Genomic DNA, 26107 nt, shown 5'->3' on the forward strand with positions numbered 1-26107 from the left:
TTTGGCTACTGGTAAGAAAGCGGATATAAATAATATTTAAAATTAAATGCTTGGCAACTGGTCTAGGATTCAATCCACAATAAACTGCTGTCTCCGTAGCTAAGGAATCTGTATCCATTTTCCAATGCTTCTTGATAAACTTCCTTCCATCTGTCTCCCAGAATAGATGCAATCAATAGAATTAAGGTCGAGCCAGGCTGATGAAAATTAGTAATCAATCCTTGAACTACTTTAAATTGATATCCAGGGAAAATGAAAATTTCTGTGGTTCCGACCAGCATTTCCATTCCTTTACTTTCCATATGTTGAATGATTGCTGAGAATGAAGTTTTAAAATCAGGTAATTCTCCTTCGAAAAGGTAGGGGTAAAGCTTTGAGATTTGGAACTCTTCTCCATGCTTTTGGATCAGCTTAACACCATACCAATACAGGCTTTCCAATGTTCTTACCGAAGTCGTTCCTACAGCGATAACTTTTCCCTTATGAGAAAGTAAGTTTCTAATAGATTCGATTTCAACATGAATCTGCTCACTGTGCATGGGATGCTCAGTTACTGTTTCCGATTTAATGGGCTGAAAAGTCCCAGCACTGACATGTAAAGTCACCTGCTCCGTTCGAACACCTTTTCTCTTAAGCGTATCAAGAATTTCATCCGTAAAATGTAGCCCAGCTGTTGGTGCAGCTACAGCACCTTCTTTTTTTGAATAAACAGTTTGATACCTGGATTTATCATCCTCTACCGGTTTACGATTCAAATAAGGTGGCAAAGGAACTTCACCACTTGCTTCCACAACATCTACAAAAGCCACATTGGGATTATCCCATGAAAACTCAACTTGTCGCTGTTCCCTGTCAATTAACTTTGCGGAAAGTATGATTTCATTTTCTCCAAATTGAACCTTTCCCTTGAGTATTTCTCCTTCCTTCCATTTTTTTAGGTTACCGATCATGGTTTCCCAAGTCACTGGCTTTTTGGCAAGCATTACCTCAGGGATAACTGTGGTCGGTGCGATCGGTTGTAAAAGGAAAATTTCAATTTTTGCACCAGTTTCTCGCTGGAAAATCAACCTTGCAGGAATTACCTTGGTGTTGTTATAGACCAGGAGACTGTCGGAAGGCAATAAATTCGGGATATCAAAAAAATGAAGGTGCTCAATTTTTTGATCCTTGAAATGAAGAAGTTTGGATGAATCCCGTTTTTCAAGAGGAAATTTAGCAATTCTCTCTTCGGGTAATGTATATTCGTAAGCCTTTAAATCGATCTGGGAGATATTCATGAATTGTTTCCTGATTCGGGTGCAAATATAGCCCTTGAATATAGATTTTTCGATCAGAACCGACCTTTAACTATGCCTTCTCTTAAAAACATTCGTTTCGAATATGTAAAAAGAAATTTGGTTTTTCGCTTTGATGCAGGGACTTCCAGAGGAGTTTTGAAAACTAAAACAGTGTATTGGATCAAAGCTTTTGAAACCCAAAATGATTCGATAATTGGTTGGGGAGAAGCTGCTCCACTGGTGAAACTAAGCCCAGATGATAGGCCTGATTTCGAACAAGTGTTGGAAGAGATGCTTTCAAAACTGGAAATGGAAACCTGGGAAATAGAAGAGAATTCCATTTTAGATAAGGTTTCCGATTTGATACCATTTCAGTTGCCAAGCATTCGTTTTGGGGTTGAAACAGCTTTATTGGACCTGTTAAATGGTGGAAAGAAAAAGATTGTTCAAAATGACTTTTACGATCTGAAAAGATCCATTCCCATCAATGGCTTGATCTGGATGGGGGATGAGGGGTTTATGAAAGAACAGATTGATCAAAAGCTGGAAGAAGGTTTTGATTGTATTAAAATGAAAATCGGGGCAATTGATTTTCGAAAAGAACTTGATTTGCTTGCCTACATCCGATCCAATTATCCTCCTTCCAAAATCACCTTAAGAGTCGATGCAAATGGCGCATTTACTCTGGCAGAGGCTTTGAGTAAATTGAAAGCATTAGATGAATTTTCTCTTCATAGCATTGAACAGCCAATTTCTGCCGGTCAAAATCATGAAATGAGAAAACTTTGTGAGACCAGTCCTTTGCCAATTGCTTTGGATGAAGAGTTGATTGGGATTGAAAGAAAAGGAGACCTACTGGATGGGATCATGCCTCCATTCATTATTTTGAAACCAAGTCTTCTTGGTGGAATTAAAGAGACAAGAGAATGGATTGCTGAAGCTGAAAAACGATCCATTGGATGGTGGATGACATCAGCTTTGGAGAGCAATATTGGTTTAAATGCCATCAGCCAACTGACAAGTCAATATAGCCCTGAAATGCCACAGGGCTTAGGTACTGGCAAGCTTTTTCACAATAATCTAGAATCTCCACTTGTTGTGGAAAAAGGGAATATTCTTTACAAATCTGGAATTGATTGGGAAGAACCGTCTTAGTTTGGAAGCTGAAATAAATAGACAGGTTTATTTAATTCCACTTTCCAATCTGTCAAAGTTAAGGTTCCGTCTTCTGGATTTCGTTCGAAAACTACGATGTCATTACTGGCTTGATGAGCTGCCAATAAATACTTTCCGTCTTTGGTTAAATTGAAATTTCTAGGCATCAATCCCCCTGAACTAATATTCTGGATTCTTGAATAATCGCCATTTTCACCTTTTTTGAAAACTGAAATCGTGTTGGCATCACCTCTATTGGAGACATAAACATTTTCATCATTTTCAGATAGCCTAACTTCAGCCGCTCCAACAGCCCCATTAAAACCTTCATCCAAAAGGGAAAGTCTTTGTTTGAGGCTCAGTGAATCATTTTTGAAATCATAAATTTCCAACATAGCTGACATCTCCTGAACCAAGAATACGGTATTTCCATCTTTTGAAAATTTCAAATGACGCGGACCATCTCCGGGAGTCAAAGCCAATTCTGATTTCAATTCCAAAGGCTCTTCGTTTTCTGAGTTGATGGCATAATTATAAATTTTATCCGTACCTAAATCTGCCACCAAAAGACGATTTCCCTCAGGGTTAAAAACCGTGCTATGTACATGTGGGCTTTCCTGTCTCTCTGGATTTACACTATTTCCGGTATGCTGAATGGTCTGCTTGTGAATTAGTTTTCCATCAGGCTGAATTTCAAAAATACTCAGGCTTCCTCCGGTATAATTTCCAGCTGTTATCAATTTCTCATCAGGCGAAAGTCCCAAATAACATGGATGGTCGCCATAAGAAGTAACTTTATCTAATAGTTGTAGGGAGTTAGTCTCCTTATTTAAATTAAAGCTTAGCAAGTCACCACCTTTGACGCCCGCAGATTCTTCGAGAGCATAAACTCTTTTGCCATCATTTCCAGCTAGAACAAAGGAGGGATTTTGGACATCGGGTGATAACAAATTGACTTCCAATAGGTTTTTAGAAGGATTGAAATGCAAGATGTTGATTCCTTGACCTGGTGAATCTGTGTACGTTCCAACAAGGAATGTGTACTCACCGCTTTCTTGGCTCATAGTAGTTGTTGTAGGGTTTTTGCAGGAAATGCTGAGGAGCAGGACAAGTGCAAATGCGACGATTGATTTCATATTGGAAAGATAGAAAAATAATGAAATGCTTCTAATTTCTTTAAATATCGAAAACTTCTTATTTACCTGTTAAAAATTAAATGAATTGGGTTTTTTATTAATGATTAGGTAAATAATTGGGTAAAACATAGAATTTTAATTAATTTAGAAGGCTTATTAAACCAGACCCTGATGTATAAAACCTATGACACCGAAGTCGCGAAGCGATTTACGATTTACAACAGTTTATTTTTAGATCTACCATTTGACGATATCTATCGGACCGGTACACTTCTTCCTATTTTGGGTACTGCCTGTCAAAAAGGATTTCAATCCGGCTTGACTCCAAAAGGAATCATTCAAGGATTTTTTAAGGAGATGATGTCGGGAAATACCACGGAGGAGCAGAACAACCTCTTGTTTAAAATGATCCAGTATGTGGAAAGACAAGTGGTTTTGTTTGATTCTATCGAAGATGCAGCCTATGAGAAAATCAATGACTTGAATGGGAAAGGATCCATCAAGGCATTGATCAATAGGGCAGATAACGATCATAAAAGGGAAGCTTTAATAGAAAAACTGAAGAACTTTTCAGTCAGATTGACCCTAACAGCTCACCCAACTCAATTTTACCCGGGTAGTGTTTTGGGTATCATCACTGACCTAGAAAATGCAATCAGATCTGACGATATCGGACAGATTAATCAATTATTAAAACAGCTCGGAAAAACAGGTTTTATCAACCGTGAAAAACCTAGTCCTTACGAGGAAGCAGTGAGTTTGATTTGGTATTTGGAAAACGTCTTTTATCAGACAATTCCGGATATCATGTTCAGATTGCTTTCCACCTTAGAAATCCCACTTCATAGCTGGGAAAATCCAGGTTTATTGAAAATTGGTTTTTGGCCTGGAGGAGATAGAGATGGAAATCCATTTGTGACACACGAGACTACTGTTAAGGTAGCAGAGAGGCTTCAGAAATGGATCTTAAGATGTTATTATAGAGATTTAAGGAAGCTTAAAAGAAGATTGACATTTAAGCATGTCGAGGATAAAGTTCTTAAAATTGAGCGCTCTATTTTCTCAACTCTTTTTGAGGATAAAGCAATTTATACCTCCAAAGATCAATTATTGGATGATTTGTTTGAGGTAAGAGGGTCTTTGATCGAGCATCACAAAGGAATGTTTTTGGATCTTCTGGATCAGTTTATCCTTAAAGTAAAAATCTTCGGATTCCATTTTGCCCATATGGATGCAAGACAGGATAGTAGAAAGCATGATAGCTTGTGGGATGAGGCATTCGAGATCGAAGGAATCAAGTGGAAGGAAACTGAAGATGCACAGATTGAACAGATCATGAATCTCAGCCAACTTCCTGATTTGGGTAAATTCAAGGATGATTTTCACAAGGAAATGCTTCAGACTTTTGGAGTGATTAGGGAAGTTCAGAATTCAAATGGAGAAGAAGCCCTTCATAGATATATCATTTCCAATTGTCAATCCAGAAAGCATTTACTTGAAGTATATAAGCTGGCAAAATTGACTGTCGGTAAAGAAGAAGAGAAATTGCCATTGGATATTGTTCCATTGTTTGAAACAATCGACGATTTGGCTGAAGCTCCTGAAATCATGGCAAGCTTATATCATATGCCGGAATATAGAAACCATCTGGCTAGCCGTGGAAATAAGCAAACCATTATGTTAGGTTTCTCAGATGGTACCAAAGACGGTGGTTACCTTCAGGCCAACTGGTCTATTTTGAGAGCAAAAGAGGAATTGACGCGTGTATCCAGAGAGAATGATATTCAAGTCGTCTTTTTTGACGGTAGAGGAGGGCCTCCAGCAAGAGGAGGAGGAAATATGCATAACTTCTATGCATCTCTAGGTGAAAAAGTTGAGAATTCTGAAATCCAGGTAACAATCCAAGGACAGACGATTTCTGCCAACTATGGAAAGATAGCTTCTTGTACTTATAACTTTGAACAGCTTCTAAGTGCTGGTTTGGAAAACCATCTGTACTCTGATTCTGAGAATAACCTGAATGAAAAGCAACGGGCACTTATTGAGGAACTTGCCGGAGAAGCATACGAATCTTATAAAGAGTTTAAAAGCCATCCGAAATTCGTTCCGTATTTGGAGCATGTCACTCCTTTGAAATATTTTGGAATGACGAATATCGGTTCCAGACCATTGAAAAGAGGAAAAGGTGGAGGTCTTAAATTTGAAGATTTGAGAGCGATCCCTTTTGTGGGAAGCTGGGCTCAGATGAAACAAAATATCCCTGGATTTTATGGAGTTGGTACTGCCATCGAAAAATTGAAGCAGGAGGGTAGAATCGGAGAAGTTCAGGAGCTTTATAAAAACAGCTTATTCTTCAGAACGCTCCTCGGCAATTCAATGCAATCCTTAAATAAATGTTTTTATCCAGCAACGTCCTATTTGAAGGATGATAAATCGTATGGACAGTTTTGGGAAATTATGTTTAAGGAGTACAATAAATCCATTGAGAAACTGAAAGAAGTTGCAGAAATGGATGAGTTGATGGGAGATAATCAGGTTAGCAAAAGATCAATTGCAATCCGTGAAAAAATCGTACTTCCTTTGATAACAATCCAGCAATATGCAATTCAGACCATGTTGGAAACTGGAGAGAATTCAGAGCTACTTCAAAAGCTGATTTTGCGAAGTATGTTTGGAATAATAAACGCAGCTAGAAACGCTGCCTAAATAACAAAAAAAAGCCCCGACTCAGTCGGGGTTTTTTTTTGACTTTTCTTATTTACCGGAAATTAATCCGTCTTTGATCAACTGTGTAACTACTAATTCAGAGAAAGTCTTTGAAAACGTTTCTACTGAGCTTGGATTGGTAGTTTCTGATTGAGAAGACCAAACCAACTCTTCAGAATTGGCATCGTATAAGTTGATTTCCAGGTAATATTTCTTGTCTGTTGCATAATATCCCGGATCATACATCACTGGATTATAATAGGAATAGTATCCATAGAATCTGCCGTAATAACCTCCATAAGCCATAGGAGAATACATGGTAGTTCCAGGTACATATCTGGTTTCAGAGGTTTGATCCAATAAAGCCACTGTCAAAATCGCATCACTTCCACCTTCTCTGATAGCTTGAAGGGTAGCGTCTTTGTTTTGTTCTGTGGCTTTGAAGCCAGGAGGAATGATGTCAAAGCTACTAGTCGCTACGATACCTCTACTTTTTAGCTGGGTATCGATGTCATTTTCGATTGTTTGTCTTGCTACAAGATTGTCTGATATACCTGTTACAAAAATGCTATTGTAAGGCTCTGAAGGGGTGTTTGGCCCAGTCCACGAACCAAGAATTTTTGTGCTTGGCGAGCATGCAGCTGCTAACACCAAAATCAAAAGTGTAAATAATAAATTAATTTTTTTCATGATTAGTAAAGGGTTGAAATAGTTAGTTTTGATCAATATTGTTAAATAGTTCTTCTACTGCAAATTTTATAGCCTCAGCTTTCTTCTCTTCTTTTTTAGGTACGACTCTATCAATAGATCCTACCCAAACGGCTTCATTGTTTTTTGAATCCACGAGATGTAAAGTCACACTTCCTTCTTTGTAAGTGTTTACTGGGACTTCTTGACTCTGCCAGGTATAATTTCTCTGACCGGTATACATAAAGGGATCCGTCGCAAGACTTGTCGTTCTGGTTTGTACTTTTTCTTCTACTACTAGTCCCAGATTTATTTTTAAGTCTGGATTTTCAGATTTACTCAGACCTCTTGCTTCCATTCCTTCAGCAACTTCCTGCTTCAATAAATCGATGGCTTTTTCAAATTCTGGATTTGATGGATTTGTGTTTTCTATATCCATAAAACCAAAGCTTTTATAGGCTGTCAAATCGAAATTTTTATACGAATCATCTTCAACGGTGACCAAAGAAGATGTACAGGCAAAACATAAAAAGACAACCAAAATGGCAAGCGTTCTACTGTTTTTCATTTCAATTCAGTTTTTTGATTAGATATTTAAAATAATGTTTTTTAATCAATTAGTAATCACTTATCGGAGCCAGTTACTTCCAAAAATGATATAATATCCCCAATCATCTGGACCAAATGCCACATCCATCCCCATTCTCAAGCCGAATTTACGGGCAATTAAATACCTGTATCCAGTGCCAATGTTATATGCAAGATCTGATTCTCCAAAATCATCAAATCCATTAAAAGCTTTTGCTAGGCCTCCAAAAGCCATAATGCTCCACCGGCTACTAATGTCAATTCTGTTTTCCAATTCTGTTAAGGCAGTTTGTAAGCCTTGATACCGTGCAGCTGGCACACCTCTCAGATTGATCCCAGGCAATAAATAAAATGGGGGAGAATTAAATACTTGTTGGTATTCCGCTCTTAATCCCAAAATCCAATTTTTGCTAACTGGCCAATAGGAATAGTTAGCAATATTTAATCTGGAATAATTGTAATCACTTCCAGTCCAGTTTTGACTGATTGTATATGAAAAATCAACTTTGGTACCCTTATTAGGAGTGAAGACATTGTCTCTGCTATCATATTGAATAACAGGTCCAATCATGGAAATATGAGAATTGATTTCCTTTGCCGGTACAAAATAAGGTAGTTCTCCATTGTAGCCAACACGGTTCCAAAGAAACGTATAATTAAAACCTGCTCTCCATTTACTATCCCCAAGTTGCTTGGTCCCTTCAAAAAACACCGGAAGCATTTTAAAATTGAATTTGAATTCCTGTTCTCCGACAACTGGTATTTCCCGATAGAGAGAAATATTCACATTTGCATAGACTGTTCCATAACGATATTTGATTCCTTTTTCAGGAATGTTCTTGGTATGGATGCCTCCAATAAACCAGGTTTTGTTTGCTGTGTAGCCAGCTAGAACGGTTGTAATATTTGGCGGACTTCCTGGAACTGGGTTTAAGAATGCTAATCCCAAAGCACCTCCAAAGCCACCAAGAGCAGGTTCGGTAATCAGTAATGGAATTGGTACAAACCCATTAGCGTCAATGATCCAATCACTTAAATCAAATTTACCATCCTCTTCATCCCTAAATGAGGGTTCGGCTTTCTTCTGAGAAAAAGTTGTAAAAGAAATACAATAAAAAAAGCCTGTTAGGACTATGGAGATCCATAATCTTAACAGGCTTATATGATAGGAAATCCTCACTTGTCTAGTTGATGAAAACTATACCAAAATTGAAGTTAAGATTTGATTGACCATCAAGGTCACCGCTCTTAAATCCTGTCAAATATTTTGCGCCAACTCTAAAAGCCATATTCGCGTTTGGCTGAATCAATGCTCCGATTTCAGGTTTAATTGCAAATTGCCAGTGAGTTTTATCAGAGGTATAAATTCCCATGTCAATTTTTCTTTGGCTTGCCATTGTTCCAACCCCCAAACCTGCATATGGTCTAAATACTCCAGTTCTCAAAGCATAATAATTGGCTGTAGCCAATATTGGATAACTGTATTGGTATCTATATTGAATACCTGATAGAGATGCTGTTCCTTCTGTATAAACCTTTTCTTCTTCTCTCTTATATAGAGTGGTATGACCAGCTTCAATCCCTACTGCTGTGTGTGGATTGATGAATTTTTGATATTCGAAAACAAAGCCTCTTCCTGATACTTGATCTATGAAATCGGATGTGTTACCCAAAGGTACTGTAACCGCATAGTTGAAAGAGAAAAGTGAGTTCTGTGCTTTTGAAACAGCTGAAAGAGATACAATCAGCAGAAGCGTTACTAATATATTTTTCATGACTTATTTAGCTAGGTATGGTGACTGTTCGAAAGCTTGGTTAATGCTTTCATTGACACGACTATTGATACTGTTTGCGGATCCTTCTAGAAGACCATTTACCACTCCAGTCCAAACCACAGGGATTTTATCTGCATCACCTTGGGTTTCTAAAGTTGTCATTTGCATCATCAAGGTACCTGTTCTGACACGGTTTACTTGCGGAGGATAATAGCCTGGATACCACCAGCCCCATCCTGGTCCCCATCCTGGATAAAACCAGTTCCAATACCACCAGTCGTAATAGAAAAACAGTTGATCTGTTTGAGAAACAGATGGTAAAATGATCAAATCCGGATTGGAGTTTTCTGAAACCTCTGTAAATCCGGCAGCATCCATATTACTCTTAATAGAAGCTAAAATAGCAGCTGCGTAAACTGGATCTAAATACTCTGGCTCATCACCCGGATTCCCATCGATAAACTGATCGGTGATTTTAATGACTTTGCTTGGAAGGGCATATGTGCCAGCTGAGCCAAAATCAAAACTTGCATCATAGTTTGTATAAACTATATCTAGCTCATCCACATATTCTGCACCATCTGGTTTACAGGATATGGCAGAAAATAGTAATGTAGAGAAAATTAGGAGTTGGTAAAGTTTTTTGTTCATATGATTAATTTATTTAAATCTCTTCCCCAATAAACGGAAGTTCTTGCTGCATTAAATTTCTGATAGTATTGTGGATGTAGGTATCCACTTGCAGAAATTTGGCTGCGTCTAAAGCAGAACTCACTTTTTTGAATTTTTTGTAATATCTAGCATGCAGATTGGCTAGCTTTTGATCATTCTTGATTGTTCTTTTAGCCAAATCATCTGCCTCTGCTTCGCCGATTGATTCAAACTCATTTAAATAATCGTTGATGATTTTCATTCGCTCTCTAGAAAGCTCCTTTCTTGCATCTTCGTATTCTTGGTAAACAGTCCAAAATCCCTGAGCTACTGATTCAGGCAAATCCATGTAGGCATCTACTAGCATTTTTTTGTCTTTTCCGAATTCAGCCTGAATAAGCGTGATTTCGTCATCGACGGACATAGTTTGGGCGTTGGCCTTAATAGAGATGAAAGCTATACTTAAGGATAAAAACAAAATCCACTTTTTCATAACCTAATAATTTAAAAGTCTCACTTATTAAATATCAAAAATAATAGCTTTGTGCTTTTCTGTTTAATTATTACTCAATATTATTCAAGAGCTAGTGAGAAATGATGGTTACATCCGAAATTTCCTTAAAAAGACTCATTTACGTTCAGGTAAAAGCCTGAGTTCCCTTTTCTTCCAAATCCGTAATCAGCGGAGATAGTAGTTCTGTTTTCTTTATTAATCATCACCCTTAACCCAACTCCATAAGCAGCATTGATTTTTTCAAAAAGCCTTTCATCCGTCAATTTGCTTCCATAAGATGAGCTGTTGAAAAATAAGGTGCCTCCAAAAGTTTCTTTATTCTTTTGGAGTGGGAATCGATATTCAACCTCAGAATAAACCATGGATTCACCTCTGAATCTACCTTGAGCATATCCTCGTCCGGATCTGCCAAACATATCATATCCTATAGAAGGCAAACTCATATAAGGCAGATCTCCTGACACTAGAAAATTAGCCAATCCCCAAACTCCGATTAAATGTCTTTTTCTTTTTTCACTTAAATTAAAATAATGTCTGTAATCCAACAAAAGGGTGGAGGAAGACTTATCAGAACCTAAAAAGGAAGGATTTATTTTATATGATAAAAGGGCGAAATTTTTCTCGTAAGGAGAGACTGCAACATCTCTGTTTTCCATCACTCCATTAATAGTTATACCTGAAAGAGTATACTTATCAAGGTCAAAGCCAAATTGCTGGTTGTAGTAATCGTGGGAGAAATTTAACTCAGATGGAGAATTTTCATCTTCTAAAAAGTTTTCAATTTTCGAAAAAACATCCAAATGGTAACCCATTCCTAAGTAAAACTTTGAAGTTCCTATTCTTTTCAAAACTGTTTCGTAGAATCTTACCCATGAAAAATCCATTTGCTGCTCACCCCATAAAACACCTAATTGATTGGGATTTTCTGATGGCATGTTAGGAGTCGAGCTGCCTAATCCAAATGTCGGTTGGGAGGTGATGAAATACCTCCAATCACCCACCAGAATCCATTTATCCTCAGAAAGGAAAATATTGGATCTGGAACTGAATATCCATTGTTTCTTTGTGGTATAAAGAAAGTTGCCAACCAAATTGGATAAATGTGTCGTTTCAGGAGTTCCCATTCTCCACGTAGCGGAAGGAGCAAGTCCGAAAAGCCATCCATTGGCAGGATTTGATCCAATGGCAGGAAGTGGCACAAGTTTAAATTCCCGTATTTGGTTTGGTTTATATTGAATACTGTCCTGAGCTAGTAACTGGCCTATGAATAGGAAAAAGGTTAAGAATGTCAGGAGTTTTTTCATTAGAAAGATACGTCGTATTGAAGCCTAAATCTCAATTCATCGCTTTGAGGTAATGATTGATCCTCAAAAGTAAATTTGGTCAATTCTGTCGTTAATTTATTCTTATGTCCCGCAAAAAACCAGTTAAATCCTAATGCAACCTCTTTTTGTCTATTTTGCGAAATGGATAAGTCTGGTCTTATCTCAGCTATTCGAACAGCAATTTCTAAAGGTTTTGGCCAAAAGTTTAAAACTTGATAAGGGAAATACCCTGCGGTAAAATAAAAGCCTCCTAAAGTAGTGCTTCCTCCGTCTTCAAAATTGTCAACAATATTTTTTCTATGGAATTCACTGGCCCAAGAGAATCCTTTGTAAACAAAAGCTGTTTCTAAATTATACTGTTTTACAGAATACTGTCCATCATTCGTCCCTTCAAAACCACTTAAGTTCCCACCTCCAGAAGAGGAAAATCTGGTATAAGGGCTGGTATTTGTGATGCCTGCTAATGCTATTAAAGCGGCAGGTTTTTGAGAAATATTAACGTCGCCTCCGGAAAATGGAACTTCACGACCCAATGGATTCCATTGGAACCTACCGAAATACATCATTTTAGAGTCATCATTGACTCGGGTACCTCTGCCAGTTCCAGTAAATACACCCAACCAATAATTAAAGTTTGCCGCACCACCTCCATTAAGATTTCCATACACAGAAATACCTTGCTGTCTATCCACTGTAAATGTTCTATTCAATAGTGACCGGTCTACCAATTGTTGCTCCCCACTACTTATGAAACGTTCTCTGGTATATTCCACTTTCCATTGCCCTGCCTTAAATTTCAACCAAGGCCATTTTTCTACCATAATTCTGAAATCCAGTAAAATGCTCTGGCCTAATTCATATTCAAAATAATATTTGAACCAAGGTTGGTAGGCATGACCACCAATTTTCAGTCTAGCTCTGTTTATCTTAAAAAGTTTGACATCCTGATTTTTGAAGTCATTAAATGAAATAGGATCCTGATCATCTGGTACCGCAAATCTAAATTGAAATCTACTAGCAAACTGAAGTTCAAATTTTTCGTCAGCAGTAGTAAAAACAAACCCTTTTGAGGTATGTGTAAAAGGTTTTTCTTTAACAACTGGGGCTAAGGAAGTTGTGTCTTTTTCCTGTGCAAAAGCATTTTGGTATAGACTTGGGAATAGTAAACTGACAGTTAAGAATGAGAAATAAAGAAGGTCTTTCTTCCAGGAAAACTTCATCGGAATGGCTTTGTAGATTTTCAGAGGGCAAAGAACGCAAAAAGCACCGAGAATAATTAGAATTTTCCCGATGCTTTTTTATAAATATTTCTGGATTATTACTTAGATGCTTGAGGCAATCTGAAAACTAGGCCTCCTTCCAATCCAAACTGGTAAAGACTACTGTAGCTGGAAAGTCCGCCTCCTAATCCACCTGTACCAAAATATAATCCTCCTCCTATAACCTGAGTTGCAGAGAATAAAGTGGCCTGTGCCCGAAATGCAATGTTATCTGTCAACCAAAAGTTTGACCCGCCTCGGATGTTATAAGAAAATTTTGTTGCTGAGTTCTCATTTCCGTTATCTGGATTAGCTACGCTGAAAATCCCCATTCCAAATCCAGCCCCTACAAATGGCTCTACGACTTCATTCACTGGAAAATATCGGGTGCCATTCAGCATTACCCAGTTTATAGCCATATCAAAATTTGTGTTTTGCAAAGCTCCACCGAGAAATCCTCCATCCTGATAGATTGTAGGTGCATTGGTATCTTGTCTCAAATATTGAATTTCTATAGCCCCTCTATTAGGAATGTGGTATTCTATACCTGCCCCCCATCTTAAGCCGTCTTGAATTTGACCTTCAAAATAGGAAGTGCTAGAATAGTAGGAATCAACTTTATCTTTGAATATATACCCAGCATAGGTATTGATTCTTAATTCTTGTGACATGGCAATCCCTGACACAAGAAGCAATGCGAAAAGAGGGAGAAGTTTTTTCATTGTATTTCAGTTGTTTAAAATTTAAATCTAATTGAATTTTTTAAAATTAAAGGAATATCCTATCAGCAATCCAATATTGGAATACTTGGCTTTGGTAATCACCAAGGCACCCTCTAAAGGTGTGCTGACATTGGTTTCGTTAAAGCTGTTATCCTGGTAAAATTGATCGGTGTTTCCAAAACTATAGACCAAACCTAGGGTAAGACTACTTCTTTGTTTTTCTATGATAGCTCCAAAAGAAATATGATAGATGTCCCATTGGGTTATTTCTGTTACCAATTGGTTTGAATAAATTAAGTCCGGATTGTAGTAAGAAAAATCTGTTCTGAAACTCCCCAGCAGAGATAGGTTTTCCTTCAATTTGTTTTCGTATCCCAAAGCAAAATTTGTCACTGACTTCATGGACGATTCCACATTTAAAAATTGATCACTTCCTATTCCTAATTCATCACCACCTGGCCTGATAAAGGAACCTGGTTCAGCATTGATTATATTATAGGGATCAATTCCTGCGAAATAACTGACATTTAAACTAAGCTGAGACTGGTTGAAACTTTTGTGGATCCCTGCAGCTATTTCGAGTGGAGATTTGAATTTTGCTTTCAATTTTTCCTGCCTATCCGATGCATAAGCAGATGCTCTTGTATCAGATCCTGGTAATTTAAGGTTGGTTAAAGTGAGGTCTTCGGCTACTGTACCTGTTCCTAAAATTGGAATCCCAGGACTTGTTACCGTAAATCCATAGCCCAAACTTCCTTTTTGGTAATTGATTCCTGCTTTCAAAGCAGTTCTCACTGCAAAGTAATTGACATATTCATTCTGCACTCTGGAAAGCAAAATGTAATCGTCAGAATTGGTAAGGGTTTTTGAATTGAAGCGGTAATTGAAATTGACAGATCGAAGAGTATTTAATAAGCTGATTCCAAAACCAAGGTTTTTACCTATTTTTTTTCCTAAACCCAATGTTACCATTGTTTCTTGGACCTGGGAGTTCAATCCAGATTCTGCAACTAACTCTTCTGGGCCAGGACTTTCACTTTCTTCTACCAAATCAAAATAGTCATTGATTCGTGCAATTCCGCTAAACTTAAAGCTAACCGGAGTGAGAAGTCCGTAGCTAATATTCCAATTGGATTTGCTTTTGATCGACCCACTGATCAATAAGGGTACCGTGTTGAATTGGAGACCCTTAAAATCTGCTCTTTGTCCAAGTGCATTTTCAATTTTAATATTTTCCAATCCATAAAGATTGGCATTGATTGATAGGGTAGTGGTATCTAAAAAGGCTAGATTTCCAGGATTATAATAAACTCCAGCATTGTCTATAGTATCAGTCAAAACTGCACCGCCAAGTAAAGCCGCTCTTGTACCAAATTGATTATTCCAATGATGTGTGTCTTGTGCATAAGAATCTGTACAAGCAAAAAATATGATGACAATAAGCCCAAGATGAATTCTAGAAAAATAATCCCTCAAGAGTAGAAGATCGAGTAGTTGACAATGCTTTCTCCTCGAAAAATGTAATCGGAAACCAGTGACTTTCAATAATCCTAAATCCATTCCAAAATAGTTTTCTAATGAACAACTCTATAGCCAGACCTGTCCTTTTGTTTATTCTTGAAAAATAAAATATACCACAGGCAATTATCAAAATCACCTGTGGCTGAATTTAATTCATAATTCGAATTTCTACTTTCCTGTCCTTATCTTCTGAACCTTTTTCAGAACCGCGAATGATTAAGCCTCCATTATTTTTATCAATCCGGTCACTTGAAATCTGATAATCTTCTACCAGAATTCTTGCCACCTCATCCACACGTTTTTCAGAAATGGCAAGATTATAACTTACCGAGCCAGTATTATCAGCAAAACCGATTAATTCAACCTTACTGCTAGGATTATTTCGCAAATGCTCTACTACAGGCATTAATTTTTGAATCTCCTGATCGGTTAGCGTCGTTTTGTTGATTTCGAAATAAACTTCAATTTTGCTTTCATTAAAGAATGAAGGAATTGTTTTTTCTACTTCCACTGTGTCTACTATTCTTGGAATATTGCTGAGACTATCGATTAAAACTGAGTCTAAAGCAATTCTGGCTAGGAGTGTGGAGTCATAGGCAGCTTGTTCTGCCGCCGCTTTTTTATCTCCACTATTAGCAATTGCTGCAGTAGTGGCTGCAGTTCCACCTACCAGTAATGCATCTTTAAGCAACTCATTATTCTTTTTCTCAAGCTTCTCCTGTTTCTTTCGATTCTTTTCAATTTTTTTGGCGGTTTTGTCATCCATCGCTTCCGTATTGACTGTCAATTCCTGGGGCTCTGCCTCTGCCACTCTAGTATCATCTACTTCTGGGATTTTGGAAGCAAAAGCCATCATCATCGCAGAGTCTCTGGTGGCCTGTGACTGAAGCATCTCTGACCTAAAATTCTCCATTTCCTCATCGAATTGTTCTCTCGTCATCATTCCATTCTGGGATGCACTTTTCATGGCAGCACTTTGCTGAGCAGAATCTAATTGCAAGACTGTTGGATTTCCTGCCGAATATAAAATTCTACTCACTTGTCCCGGGTAAATGATTAATTCTCTCATCATGGCAGCCGAGTCAAGTGCTATTTGCTCCGGTGAACTGCTGGACTGAATCGCTTTTAAAGAATCCAGTTTAAACTGATTTTGATTTGCAACACTATTTAAACTTGTCAATTTCCCTACAGCGACAGATTTCTCATTTTCAAAATTAGTCACTCTGATTTCTCTGATATTGGCCGAAACAGTACTGTCTCTTTCTGCCAAGGCGATTGCCTGATCGAAACCTGAAATTTCATTTTGGGCAGAGTCCAATTCGAAATTGAGCTGTTCTTGAATGCTTTGTAGCGAATCGATTTCATTTTGAATCTCCATTAACTGAACAGAGTCAGCAACAAAGCCGCTTTTTTGATCTGATCCATTGGAAGGCAGTTGAATGACAGTGAAATAATTATTGGTGGTACCTGCTGCTTTCAAATTCATTTCCTGCTCTTTCTCAGTCAACTGTTTTTGGGAAAGTTCAGTCGGAACGTACGTATATCTCTGGGTGATTACAGGAGGTCTAAATGCTTCCTTATTTGCTCCAAAGCTGAATTTAATCCCAATACCATGATAGATGTACCAATCTTTTCTGCCGTTTTCAAAGCCTCTATATGGATTGTCAACAGTAACAGTATTGGTTCCAGGTTTTGCTGCATAGGCTTGAAAATAATTCTCGTAAGATGTTCTATAAACACCTGATACATCATCTAAATAATCCGTAGCTGCTCTTTTGAAATCAGACTGGGCAAAAATCTCCAATGATTTAGTGATACGGAATCTAAATCCCAATCCTACATTGGCATAAAGAGTTGCGGATTTATAACCATTAGGGTTTTCTGTATTCAGATCTGATAACTTCGTCTCAAAGGTGCCGTCAGGAATGGTGTTGACATTCGTGTAATCATACCTGTTTCCATTTGCATCAAGCAAATCTCCATAGACATTGAATGTTTGAACTCCAAGTCCTAAAGTCAGATAGGGAGCGAAAAATGATTTTCCAGATAGTAACCAATTATTATCGGGCTTGAAGACAAAAGAAAATCCTGCATCATAAAGGTCCGTTTGGAAATTTAATGCTCTGTCAAATGTCGGGCTTTCTGTATATAAGCTTCCATCATTTTTTACAAATCGATCACCTGCGCCGAATTGATAACTTCCTGCTGATAGCATCAGACCTACCGAATTACCTAAGGCATATTCTAGCGAAAACTGAAAGGAAAGTTGCTCGGAATAGTTTTCATATCTCTTGTAAAGCTTCGTGAAATTCTGAAAATTATTCACATTTAATGGTTTAATATCTCCCAAGTAGTTGGTAGTACCGGCGCTGAATCCAACTCTCCATTTATTGCCATGCAATTGAGCCTGAGCAGTAGAGACGAGAGAAATCAAGAATAAAATCGTGAGTAGCTTCTTCATGTCCTTACTTTTTATTTCCGAAACCTAACCACAATTTAAACTCTGCACTGACCCCTATAAAAGGTTGGAAGCTATTCACATTATTACCAGAAAGTTTTTCTGTTGTAATAAATGTACCGCCGGCATTTAGTCGGATAACCCTGAAAAAGTTATAGCCTAGTCCTACATAAACAGGTCTTTCGATCACAGGTCCTGAGATTCGTTCATTCAGGCTGTTTTCCATTTTACCGGAAATGAAAGCTCCTGCAGAAATGGACATGTTATTCATGAACCTTGCAAAAGTTCTATTTCCTAAAGGAAATGAAACGCCTACATATGGACCATGTACAAACTCCTGATTTGGCAATCCTTCACTTAATGATATTCCTCCATAACCAATATTGATAGGGAGAGCATTTGAAGTTTTTTCTGTGGGATAATTATCAAAAATCTTTTCATCCACTCTCACGAGCATATTTGGACTTAAATATTGGCTGATTTCAGAGGAAATGATCGCATTGAGTTCTTCTAAGTATTGTGCGGCGTAAACAGCTCTTGCATTGTCATTTTCTCCAACTCCGGTAGCGTTATATTTGGCTTTACCCATTTTCAGCTTTTCTCGCTGCTCTAATTTGGATTGGGTGATATCGCTGAATCCCGGGAATTGCTCGCCATTTGGAAGTTCAAAATAGTAGGCTCCTTGTTCTACTATTTTTTTCATATTGTTCAGGATGACGATGTCGGATTCTGAAAAATGTATACCTCCTTTTTTGATGCTCGTAATTGTGCTGAGGTAGGTTTTGATGTTTTGACTGATCAGTGCCCGAACTTCTTCAATCTGCTCGGAACCAGCTCTCTGATAAAAGCCGATTTCCAAATAATAATCCTCATTTGATCTTAAAGGATCAGAAACCAGTACTTGGTAAGAAATGTCCTTGTATCCAAAAGGAGACTTCCAGAAATAGGAGTATCCAGCCTTCTCAGTTTTTTTGGAGGGATATATCTTGAGAGTCACCATTTCTATCTTTTCGGGAATTGCCCCGCGGATGTAGAAAGCCTGTTCGGCAGGGAGTGGTTTTCCTCCATTGATTTTGTTTTGGAGCAAATCCAGGTCAACGGTGGTAACTTGTCCCAAGAGGCTGAGTGTAGATAGAAATACACCCAAAATAGTTAGTACAAATCTGTTCATATAAATCAAATGATATGTTAAAAATTGATTTGAAACCTATTAAAATGTTTAATCAGGTAGGTATTAAATATATGGCTTAGTTGATGTTTGAAATTTTAGTAAGTAAGAAATTTATTGAATTGGGAACAGATTCCCGATGTTTTTTTGATTGGATACTTTTTGGCGGTAGACATATGTTCTGCCTTTATAACCTTCAAAGGATCTAAGTGTTGAGTTTTTTTTATTGCTTTTGGATACCAAAGCATTGAATTTATTAATTCAGTAAAAAATACCCCTGCATTAGAATCTTTACCTATATGGAAAAGGGAAGATGATACGCTGGCTATATCAGCATAGGAAAATCGAATGGGAAATTGCTCTATTTGAAGCTGACTATTCATTCTTTTAAAAGTATAATTAAACAGTAATGTATTTTGAATTTACAAATTCAATTCATCAAAATTCAATTTTTTAAAAAATATTCCTCCTAAATTTTTACAATAAAAATGTAAAAAATTCAATTATTGGGAACAGGATTGCAAAAGGAGAAAACCTACTTTAGGATAGATTTGAGTATTTCTCTTTTGATAAAAACAATCAAGAACCAACTCAAAACCCCAGCTAAGAAACCAATAAAAGCTCCTGTAAATACATCCACAGGATAGTGAACTCCTAAATAAATTCGGGTATAGGAAATGATGGCTGCCCAAAGGAAAAGCCATTTTAGGAACTTGATTTTTTTGCCAAGCTTTAGATTTAAAAAAGTTGCAATGGCGAATGTATTTGCAGCATGCGAGGAAGCAAATCCATATAAGCCGCCACATCTTCCATAATTGTGAATTATGCCTTCCCATCTCTCATCATGGCAGGGTCTTAATCTCTCAAAAAAAGGCTTCATTAAACCAGATGTGGTTTGATCGGAAATCAGAATTGCCAAGGCGATCCCTCCAAACACCCACCAGCTTGATTTTGGATCAGCTTTGTAGATGAAATATGCCAAAACTATATAGAAAGGAATCCAAGTTATCGTTTGAGATACTTGAAACATGATTGGGTCCAACCATTCCGCATGCATGGAATTGATAAAAAGGAATAAATCCTCGTCCCATTTTTTGATATTTTCAATCATAATTAACTATTAATCCAGTCAATTCCTTTCTTAAGGTAATCTAAAGTAGCCTTTTCTTTGCTGCCTATTTCAGGTTCATTCATATATTCCCAACTAGCTTCAGGAGGCATACTCATTAAAATGCTTTCAGTTCTCCCATTGGTATCAAGACCAAATTTGGTCCCTGCATCCCACACGAGATTAAATTCCACATACCTTCCTCTCCTTAGTTTCTGCCAATTTACTTCCTGTTCACCATATGTAAGCTGGCTGTTTTTCTGCATGAAATGGGAATATACCTTCGGGAATAATTTCCCAATGTCTAAACTGAAATTTAAGATGCTTTCAAAATGTTCATCTGATTCAGCTTTAAGATGATCGTAGAAGATCCCTCCTATACCTCTGGTTTCATTTCTATGTTTGATATAGAAATAATCATCGGCCCAGGTTTTAAACTTTTGATAAGCTTCCGGATCAAAGTCATCACATACTTCTTTGACCCTTTCATGAAAATATCTGGCATCTTTTAAATCAATGTAATGGGGGGTAAGATCCACTCCGCCACCAAACCAATGAACACCGTTATCCATTTCAAAATACCTGATATTCATGTGAATGATCGGCACCATTGGGGATTTTGGATGAAGCACGATTGATACACCCGTTGCAAAAAAGTCTGCGGGCTCTAACTTTAACCGATCTAGAATTTTCTGTGGAGTAGGACCATGTACAGCAGAAAATGCAACACCACCTTTTTCAATAATATTTCCATTCTTGAAAATTCTGGTTCTACCACCGCCACCACCTGGTCTTTCCCATTTGTCCTCGATAAATTTCCCAAATCCATCGCTGATTTCCAGCTCAGTACAAATATGGTCCTGAATTCCTTGATATATTTTAGCGATTTCTTCTTTACTTTTTCTTGGCATTTCCTGGTAATTATTAAAATGGGTACCCGATCCCAAAGTTAAATACTGTTTGACCTTTTTCACCTAAAGGCCTTTTAAAACTCAATTTATCTAAAATCCAACGCTCTCCTTCCGGTCTGGCAGGGTCAATGGCTTTCGTGGCCATATCCAAACGGATGATCAAAAAATCAAAATCCATTCGTAACCCTATCCCTGTTCCTACAGCAATTTCTTTATAAAATCGATCAAAGCGAAAATCAGAGCCCGGTCTTGATGGTTCTACTCCAATATTCCATGCATTTCCGGCATCAATAAACACTGCCATATCAAAGTACCCAACTAGGTTTCTTCGGTACTCAAGCATGGTTTCCAAAAGCATTTCAGCTGGCTGCTCAAATCGATAATCAAAGTAACCTTGATCATTTACTGGAGGTGTATAGCTACCTGGACCCAATCGTCTTGCTTGCCAGGCACGAATACTCGTTCCACCTCCGGCAAAAAAGTATTTTTCATAAGGAAGAATTCCGCTACTCAAGCCATAAGGTTGGGCAATGCCAAAATTTAATCGATAGGCGATAGTTTGTTTTTTATCTATCGGTAAATAACGTCTGAAATCGGCTTGAAATTTTAACCATTGGAACCTCGCAAAATCTGTAGTCTCATCAATTGAGGGGGCTTTGAAAAAATTTAAAGTCGTCCCGCCACTTTCCACAAATAACTTCAATAAAGAAGACCTGTTAGTTTCAAAGTTCCCATACTTATTGAAATTGATGATAGTTTGTCCTGATACACTACTTATAATGGAAGGCAAGAAAGACCAGATTAAGTTATTTCCTTGCTCTGCCAAATCCGTCAAAACCTGCAGAAATTCCGTCGTCATCTTTGGCGTACGTATGTAGTTGATATCAGCAAGATTAAAAGTAAATTGTTGCCGATTACTTCGCGTCGCCCAGCTATAGGACAATAAGCCATTTAAGCCAGATCTTGTGTATTCTGGTCTATTCGTATAGTTAAATCCGATCAAAGTCCTTGTGTTAGGATTATATCGGCCATATTTCTCCAAACTTCTCGGAAAAAAAGGAATCAGGAATCTTGGAAAGATTACTGAAGCCGAAGTTCCCAGCTCTCTACTTTGGTAGACACCTTGATCTGTAGCAGAGGCAACTCCCTCTAATCCTGCTCTGAAATTAAACTCCAAAATTTCACCAGCTCTAAAGAAGTTTCTGTTTCTCAATGAAGCAGAGAAAAATGGACCAGGAAGCTGTTCAGTGACACTTAAACCCAATTGATTGGTCAATTGGTACTTTTGATTGGGTTGGGTAATGACCTTTGCCGTGAGGGAAGTCCCTACCGTATCAAAAGAAATATTTACAAACCGGAATAAGTCCAGGTTATTTAATTGTTTTTGAGATTCCAATACATCAGATCGGTTGTATTTATTCCCTGTATTGAAGAATATCCTGGATGCAAAAATCTTTTCGGAGTATCGATCCTTGTAAAATGAAAAATCAATATCTCTGTATTCTCTGGTTATTTTTTGATCGATAAAATCATTGGTGGGTGGGTTTACCCTAAAATAAATGGAATCGATAGAGTAGACTTCATGCTTTTCTGTGAATGTAGGTTTCCTTATTAACTCTTCAATTACCACAGTTTTTTTACTGGTATCCTGAAAGACATTGTATTCAATAAAGGACTTTGAAAACATGAAAAAGCCATTGTTTTTTAAAAGCTCTTCCACACGGTTTCTCTCGGCTACAATTCGGTCCTGATCGTAATTCTGATTTCTCTTTAATTGACTTTCAGCTTTGGTTCGCTTTAAAAGACTCAGGATTTCTGCGTTATCAGATCTCACTGAAATGGAGTCAATGATGTAGGGCTGTTTCTCATTAATTTGGTAGGTAACAAAGGCTTTGTTTTTCTTTGTTTCTACCTGATAATCTACCTCAGCATCCATATATCCTTTGTTATATAGATAACTGTTGATTTCAGTAACTGAAATTTTTGTATCGGCACTGTCCAGAATTGTGGCGGGATTTCCGGTTCTCATGACCAAATTTCCAAACTCCTCCTTTTTCTCGAGACTTTTTACTTTGCTTTCCAGCTTATCCTGCCTCTTGATTAATTTTCTATCGTCTGGATTTTGGCCTCTTAATGTTCCTACGGAGTCTAGTTCTTGTCTTTTCAGTTCGAGTTTTTCAGAAACAGCGGCACTATCATAAAATTGCTTTCCAAATCGATAGATGTTGACTCCTAAGGAATAATTCAAAAGTGGAATCCTTGTATTCGGTTCTTGTAAAATCAAAGGGTAGATGTCCTCCTTGCTTACTTCTTCCAATCCTTCAAGTTCGTTTTCAAAAAGTACATATTTCCCCTCAGGTACATTTTTAGTCACAGAACAGCCCAGTAGGCCTCCAAGGACACAGATAAAAAGTATATATTTGATGAATTTCAAAATGGGAGAATAAATCGGAATGCTTAGCAAAAATACGGTTAAGTTTATAAAAACCTTACATCAAAAGAAATACCGAAATCTGGAACAAAAATTCTTTGTAGAAGGAGAGAAGTCAGTATTAGAGTTATTAAACTCTGATTTTGAAGTAGAGTTACTTTTGGTGACAGAAAGATTTTTTGAACAGCACCAAAAACAATTAAATCACCTTCGGGCAGAATTACTTATTGTTACACAAAAGCAACTGGAAAGCGTTGGTCAGTTTCAAAGCAATGATAGTGCTTTGGCAGTAGCCAAAATGAAATCCAACCAATATTTTGAAAACACCCAAGAGGACTTGGTAATTGCTTTGGATGATGTGAGAGACCCCGGGAACTTGGGGACGATTATCAGAATTGCTGATTGGTATGGAATTAAACATTTGCTTTTCTCTTCTCAGACTGCGGAATTTTATAATCCGAAAGTAATTCAGGCCAGTATGGGTTCTTTTACGAGGGTCAAATTTTATTATGGAGATCTCAAAGAGATTTTCAAGAAATGGGATTGTCCTATTTATGGTGCCTATCTGGGAGGATCCAATATTCATCAACTTAACAAGCCAAAGCCAGGAATTCTCCTGATGGGGAATGAGTCAAATGGCATTTCAGAGGAATTAGCGGGCTTTGTTACTAATAAAATTACAATCCCGGGTTTTGGCAGTGCTGAGTCTTTGAATGTCGCAATTGCAACCGCCATTCTTTGTGATAATTTCAAAAGGTTGGCAGGAGAATGATTAGTAAACTACTCAAGACGCTCAATAAAGTAGGAATAAACGGGTTTTTATTGGGGATCTTTGCCGCGGTATTTTTAGGTTTTCTATTTCCTGAGTTCGGTTCATCCGAATCAAATGTCCCTTGGAAACCAATCATTAATATGGGAATAGGGCTGGTTTTCTTTTTTTATGGAGTAAAACTGGATCCTGCTCAATTAAAAGCTGGCCTAAAAAACTGGAAACTCCACGTTCTTATACAAGCAGCTACTTTCTTGATTTTTCCTCTTTTGGTTCAATTGCTTCAAATGTTACTTCCTTCTTTCAATGAGGATTTTAACTTGGGCATAACCTATTTATCTGTTTTGCCATCTACGGTGAGCGCATCAATTGTAATGGTATCTTTGGCAAATGGAAATATTCCGGGAGCCATTTTCAATGCAAGTATTTCGAGCCTACTTGGCGTTGTGATTACTCCTGCCTGGATGGGGATTCTTGGAGATACCTCTGAATTTGAAATTGAGTTTTTGCCTACACTTGGAGAACTTTCGGTCAAAGTTTTATTACCGGTAATACTAGGTGTTTTTCTTCATAGCTGGATTTTCCCTAAAATCTCAAAGCAAATAGGTAAAGTAAAATACCTAGATCAGACAGTGATCATGATTATTGTGTTTACCTCTTTTGCCCAGTCTTTCTCTCAACATGTTTTCGCGCCATATAAGCTTTCCACATTGATGCAGGTCAGCTTCACAATGCTGGCAATTTTCTTTCTAGTCTGGGGAATATTGGAATTGCTGTGTAGAATGCTTCATTTCTCAAGAGAAGACAGGATCACTGCGCTTTTTTGTGGTTCAAAAAAATCATTGGTACAAGGAGTGGTTATAGGTAAAGTGATTTTTCCAGATCCTGCCATGTTGGCTTTAGTTTTATTACCGGTAATGCTCTATCATATTCAACAATTAATAGCAGGATCAATTATAGCATCAAGCCTAGCAAAAAAATAATTGTTGAAAAGCTAAGTAGTGTTTTTTTAATAGTCTCAAGCATTTTGTATTTTTAAATGATTCAATATTTAATAATGATGAAAAATTTAAAAATCTTATTTTCTGTTTTATTCTTATTGACAGTCATCTTCGCCTCAAATGTTGATGTAATGGCTCAGGATAAAACAGATATTATATTCCTAAAAACAGGGGAAAAGAAAGAAGGGAAAGTGACAGGTATAACCGAATCCCATGTGAAATTCAGATATACTGGAGAAGAATTCGATTATGAAATACCAAAGACTGATCTGGCTAAGATACAGTTTGCAAGTGGAAGAGAGGAAGTATTTGGTACGGTGGACACAGGCGGAACTGTCAGCACAACTCCTGCTCCTGCAAATGCGGAAGATGCCCATAATAAGATAGCAGTTTTACCATTTCAGTTTAGTAGCAATGATCCTTCCATGGATCCAAAGGCAATGAGTAGTTTGGCTCAGAATACTACTGCAAATTCCATTAGACAACAATATGGGAACTTGATGCTACAAGACCCTATGACGACAAATGCATTATTGGCGAAGAATAATATTGACTATTCCAATATTACTACGATGCTTCCTGCGGAGGTCGCAAAATTATTGGGAGTAGAATATGTTGTTTATGGAACTGTTAACCTTACTAATAAAGGAGCGACTACAATTGGATCAACTGGAACAAACTATAGCGAGAGAGAAAAATCAGATTATACAAAAGGAAAATCAGACGACCGAACTAAAGGATCTGCATATACATCAACAAGTTCTACTACCAAAATAGATTATGATACTTCGGTTGATTTCAGACTTTTCAATAATAAGGGGACCAATATGTATTCAGATTCCAGACATGTTTTTGGAAGTGAAGTAGACTCCTACGAGAGCGGGATTGATTACATGATAAAAAGAACACCCTTTGGTTCAAAATACGGTAAAAAGTAATTTTGTA

23 protein-coding genes are annotated in these 26107 nt (G+C 37.5%); 5 read left to right on the forward strand and 18 right to left on the reverse strand.

All coding sequences use genetic code 11. From position 1 onward, the window contains the following. Nucleotides 1–62: 62 nt before the first annotated feature. Entirely contained in the window at nt 63–1277 is a 1215-nt protein-coding gene (locus FHS59_RS16375; protein WP_184496448.1) for an S-adenosylmethionine:tRNA ribosyltransferase-isomerase, read from the reverse strand. A 72-nt stretch (nt 1278–1349) separates the two neighbouring features. Between FHS59_RS16375 and FHS59_RS16380 the strand changes: the two genes are divergently transcribed. Further along, entirely contained in the window at nt 1350–2432 is a 1083-nt protein-coding gene (locus tag FHS59_RS16380) for an o-succinylbenzoate synthase (RefSeq protein WP_184496449.1), read from the forward strand. Here FHS59_RS16380 and FHS59_RS16385 read toward each other — a convergent pair. After that, entirely contained in the window at nt 2429–3568 is a 1140-nt protein-coding gene (locus FHS59_RS16385; protein WP_184496450.1) for a lactonase family protein, read from the reverse strand. The genes FHS59_RS16380 and FHS59_RS16385 overlap by 4 nt on opposite strands. A 171-nt stretch (nt 3569–3739) precedes the next feature. On the opposite strand from FHS59_RS16385, the gene FHS59_RS16390 reads away from it, so the two are divergent. Next, on the forward strand, nt 3740–6274 hold the full coding sequence (locus FHS59_RS16390; RefSeq protein WP_184496451.1) for a phosphoenolpyruvate carboxylase: 2535 nt from the start codon (nt 3740–3742) through the stop codon (nt 6272–6274). A gap of 48 nt (nt 6275–6322) precedes the next feature. Here FHS59_RS16390 and FHS59_RS16395 read toward each other — a convergent pair whose 3' ends face one another. The 16 genes from FHS59_RS16395 to tamL all read right to left on the reverse strand — a co-directional run bounded on the left by FHS59_RS16395 (nt 6323) and on the right by tamL (nt 23395). Further along, entirely contained in the window at nt 6323–6964 is a 642-nt protein-coding gene (locus FHS59_RS16395; RefSeq protein WP_184496452.1) for a hypothetical protein, read from the reverse strand. A 22-nt stretch (nt 6965–6986) separates the two neighbouring features. Next, nucleotides 6987–7529, reverse strand: coding sequence for a DUF4136 domain-containing protein (locus FHS59_RS16400; protein ID WP_184496453.1), 543 nt, complete (start codon nt 7527–7529; stop codon nt 6987–6989). A 60-nt stretch (nt 7530–7589) separates the two neighbouring features. Continuing rightward, a complete protein-coding gene (locus tag FHS59_RS23565; RefSeq protein WP_184496454.1) occupies nt 7590–8729 on the reverse strand; it encodes a BamA/TamA family outer membrane protein in 1140 nt (379 codons plus the stop codon). Between the two features lie 4 nt (nt 8730–8733). Continuing rightward, on the reverse strand, nt 8734–9324 hold the full coding sequence (locus FHS59_RS16410; protein ID WP_184496455.1) for an outer membrane beta-barrel protein: 591 nt from the start codon (nt 9322–9324) through the stop codon (nt 8734–8736). Between the two features lie 3 nt (nt 9325–9327). Further along, nucleotides 9328–9975 carry a DUF4136 domain-containing protein gene (locus FHS59_RS16415; protein WP_184496456.1) on the reverse strand — a complete coding sequence of 216 codons (648 nt, stop codon included), beginning with the start codon at nt 9973–9975 and terminating at the stop codon, nt 9328–9330. 13 nt (nt 9976–9988) lie between these two features. Further along, nucleotides 9989–10468: a hypothetical protein gene (locus FHS59_RS16420; protein WP_184496457.1), complete on the reverse strand. Its 480-nt coding sequence runs from the start codon at nt 10466–10468 to the stop codon at nt 9989–9991. Nucleotides 10469–10593: 125 nt separating this feature from the next. Next, on the reverse strand, nt 10594–11793 hold the full coding sequence (locus FHS59_RS16425; RefSeq protein ID WP_184496458.1) for a BamA/TamA family outer membrane protein: 1200 nt from the start codon (nt 11791–11793) through the stop codon (nt 10594–10596). Continuing rightward, the gene (locus tag FHS59_RS16430; protein ID WP_184496459.1) at nt 11793–13034 is read right to left on the reverse strand and encodes an OprO/OprP family phosphate-selective porin; all 1242 of its coding nucleotides are present in this window, start codon (nt 13032–13034) and stop codon (nt 11793–11795) included. The genes FHS59_RS16425 and FHS59_RS16430 overlap by 1 nt, the downstream gene beginning before the upstream one ends. A gap of 98 nt (nt 13035–13132) precedes the next feature. Further along, entirely contained in the window at nt 13133–13795 is a 663-nt protein-coding gene (locus FHS59_RS16435; RefSeq protein WP_184496460.1) for an outer membrane beta-barrel protein, read from the reverse strand. Between the two features lie 27 nt (nt 13796–13822). Then, entirely contained in the window at nt 13823–15355 is a 1533-nt protein-coding gene (locus tag FHS59_RS16440) for a hypothetical protein (protein ID WP_184496461.1), read from the reverse strand. A 109-nt stretch (nt 15356–15464) separates the two neighbouring features. Continuing rightward, on the reverse strand, nt 15465–17777 hold the full coding sequence (locus FHS59_RS16445) for an OmpA family protein (RefSeq protein ID WP_184496462.1): 2313 nt from the start codon (nt 17775–17777) through the stop codon (nt 15465–15467). Nucleotides 17778–17781: 4 nt separating this feature from the next. Next, nucleotides 17782–18945 (reverse strand): hypothetical protein, encoded by a 1164-nt coding sequence (locus FHS59_RS16450; RefSeq protein WP_184496463.1) that lies wholly within the window; start codon nt 18943–18945, stop codon nt 17782–17784. 95 nt (nt 18946–19040) lie between these two features. Then, nucleotides 19041–19325, reverse strand: coding sequence for a hypothetical protein (locus FHS59_RS16455; RefSeq protein ID WP_184496464.1), 285 nt, complete (start codon nt 19323–19325; stop codon nt 19041–19043). A 152-nt stretch (nt 19326–19477) separates the two neighbouring features. Then, complete coding sequence (locus tag FHS59_RS16460) at nt 19478–20053, reverse strand: phosphatase PAP2 family protein (RefSeq protein ID WP_184496465.1); 576 nt, start codon at nt 20051–20053, stop codon at nt 19478–19480. A 2-nt stretch (nt 20054–20055) separates the two neighbouring features. Further along, complete coding sequence (gene hemF, locus FHS59_RS16465; RefSeq protein WP_184496466.1) at nt 20056–20961, reverse strand: oxygen-dependent coproporphyrinogen oxidase; 906 nt, start codon at nt 20959–20961, stop codon at nt 20056–20058. Between the two features lie 13 nt (nt 20962–20974). After that, a complete protein-coding gene (gene tamL, locus FHS59_RS16470) occupies nt 20975–23395 on the reverse strand; it encodes a translocation and assembly module lipoprotein TamL (RefSeq protein WP_184496467.1) in 2421 nt (806 codons plus the stop codon). 19 nt (nt 23396–23414) lie between these two features. On the opposite strand from tamL, the gene FHS59_RS16475 reads away from it, so the two are divergent. The 3 genes from FHS59_RS16475 to FHS59_RS16485 all read left to right on the forward strand — a co-directional run bounded on the left by FHS59_RS16475 (nt 23415) and on the right by FHS59_RS16485 (nt 26100). After that, nucleotides 23415–24164 carry a TrmH family RNA methyltransferase gene (locus tag FHS59_RS16475; RefSeq protein WP_184496468.1) on the forward strand — a complete coding sequence of 250 codons (750 nt, stop codon included), beginning with the start codon at nt 23415–23417 and terminating at the stop codon, nt 24162–24164. Continuing rightward, the gene (locus FHS59_RS16480) at nt 24161–25144 is read left to right on the forward strand and encodes a bile acid:sodium symporter family protein (protein ID WP_184496469.1); all 984 of its coding nucleotides are present in this window, start codon (nt 24161–24163) and stop codon (nt 25142–25144) included. Before FHS59_RS16475 ends, FHS59_RS16480 begins: the two co-directional genes overlap by 4 nt. A 77-nt stretch (nt 25145–25221) precedes the next feature. Then, a complete protein-coding gene (locus FHS59_RS16485) occupies nt 25222–26100 on the forward strand; it encodes a hypothetical protein (protein ID WP_221444524.1) in 879 nt (292 codons plus the stop codon). Nucleotides 26101–26107 lie beyond the last annotated feature (7 nt).

This window comes from Algoriphagus iocasae (assembly GCF_014206875.1).
In the GTDB taxonomy this organism is placed as follows: domain Bacteria; phylum Bacteroidota; class Bacteroidia; order Cytophagales; family Cyclobacteriaceae; genus Algoriphagus; species Algoriphagus iocasae.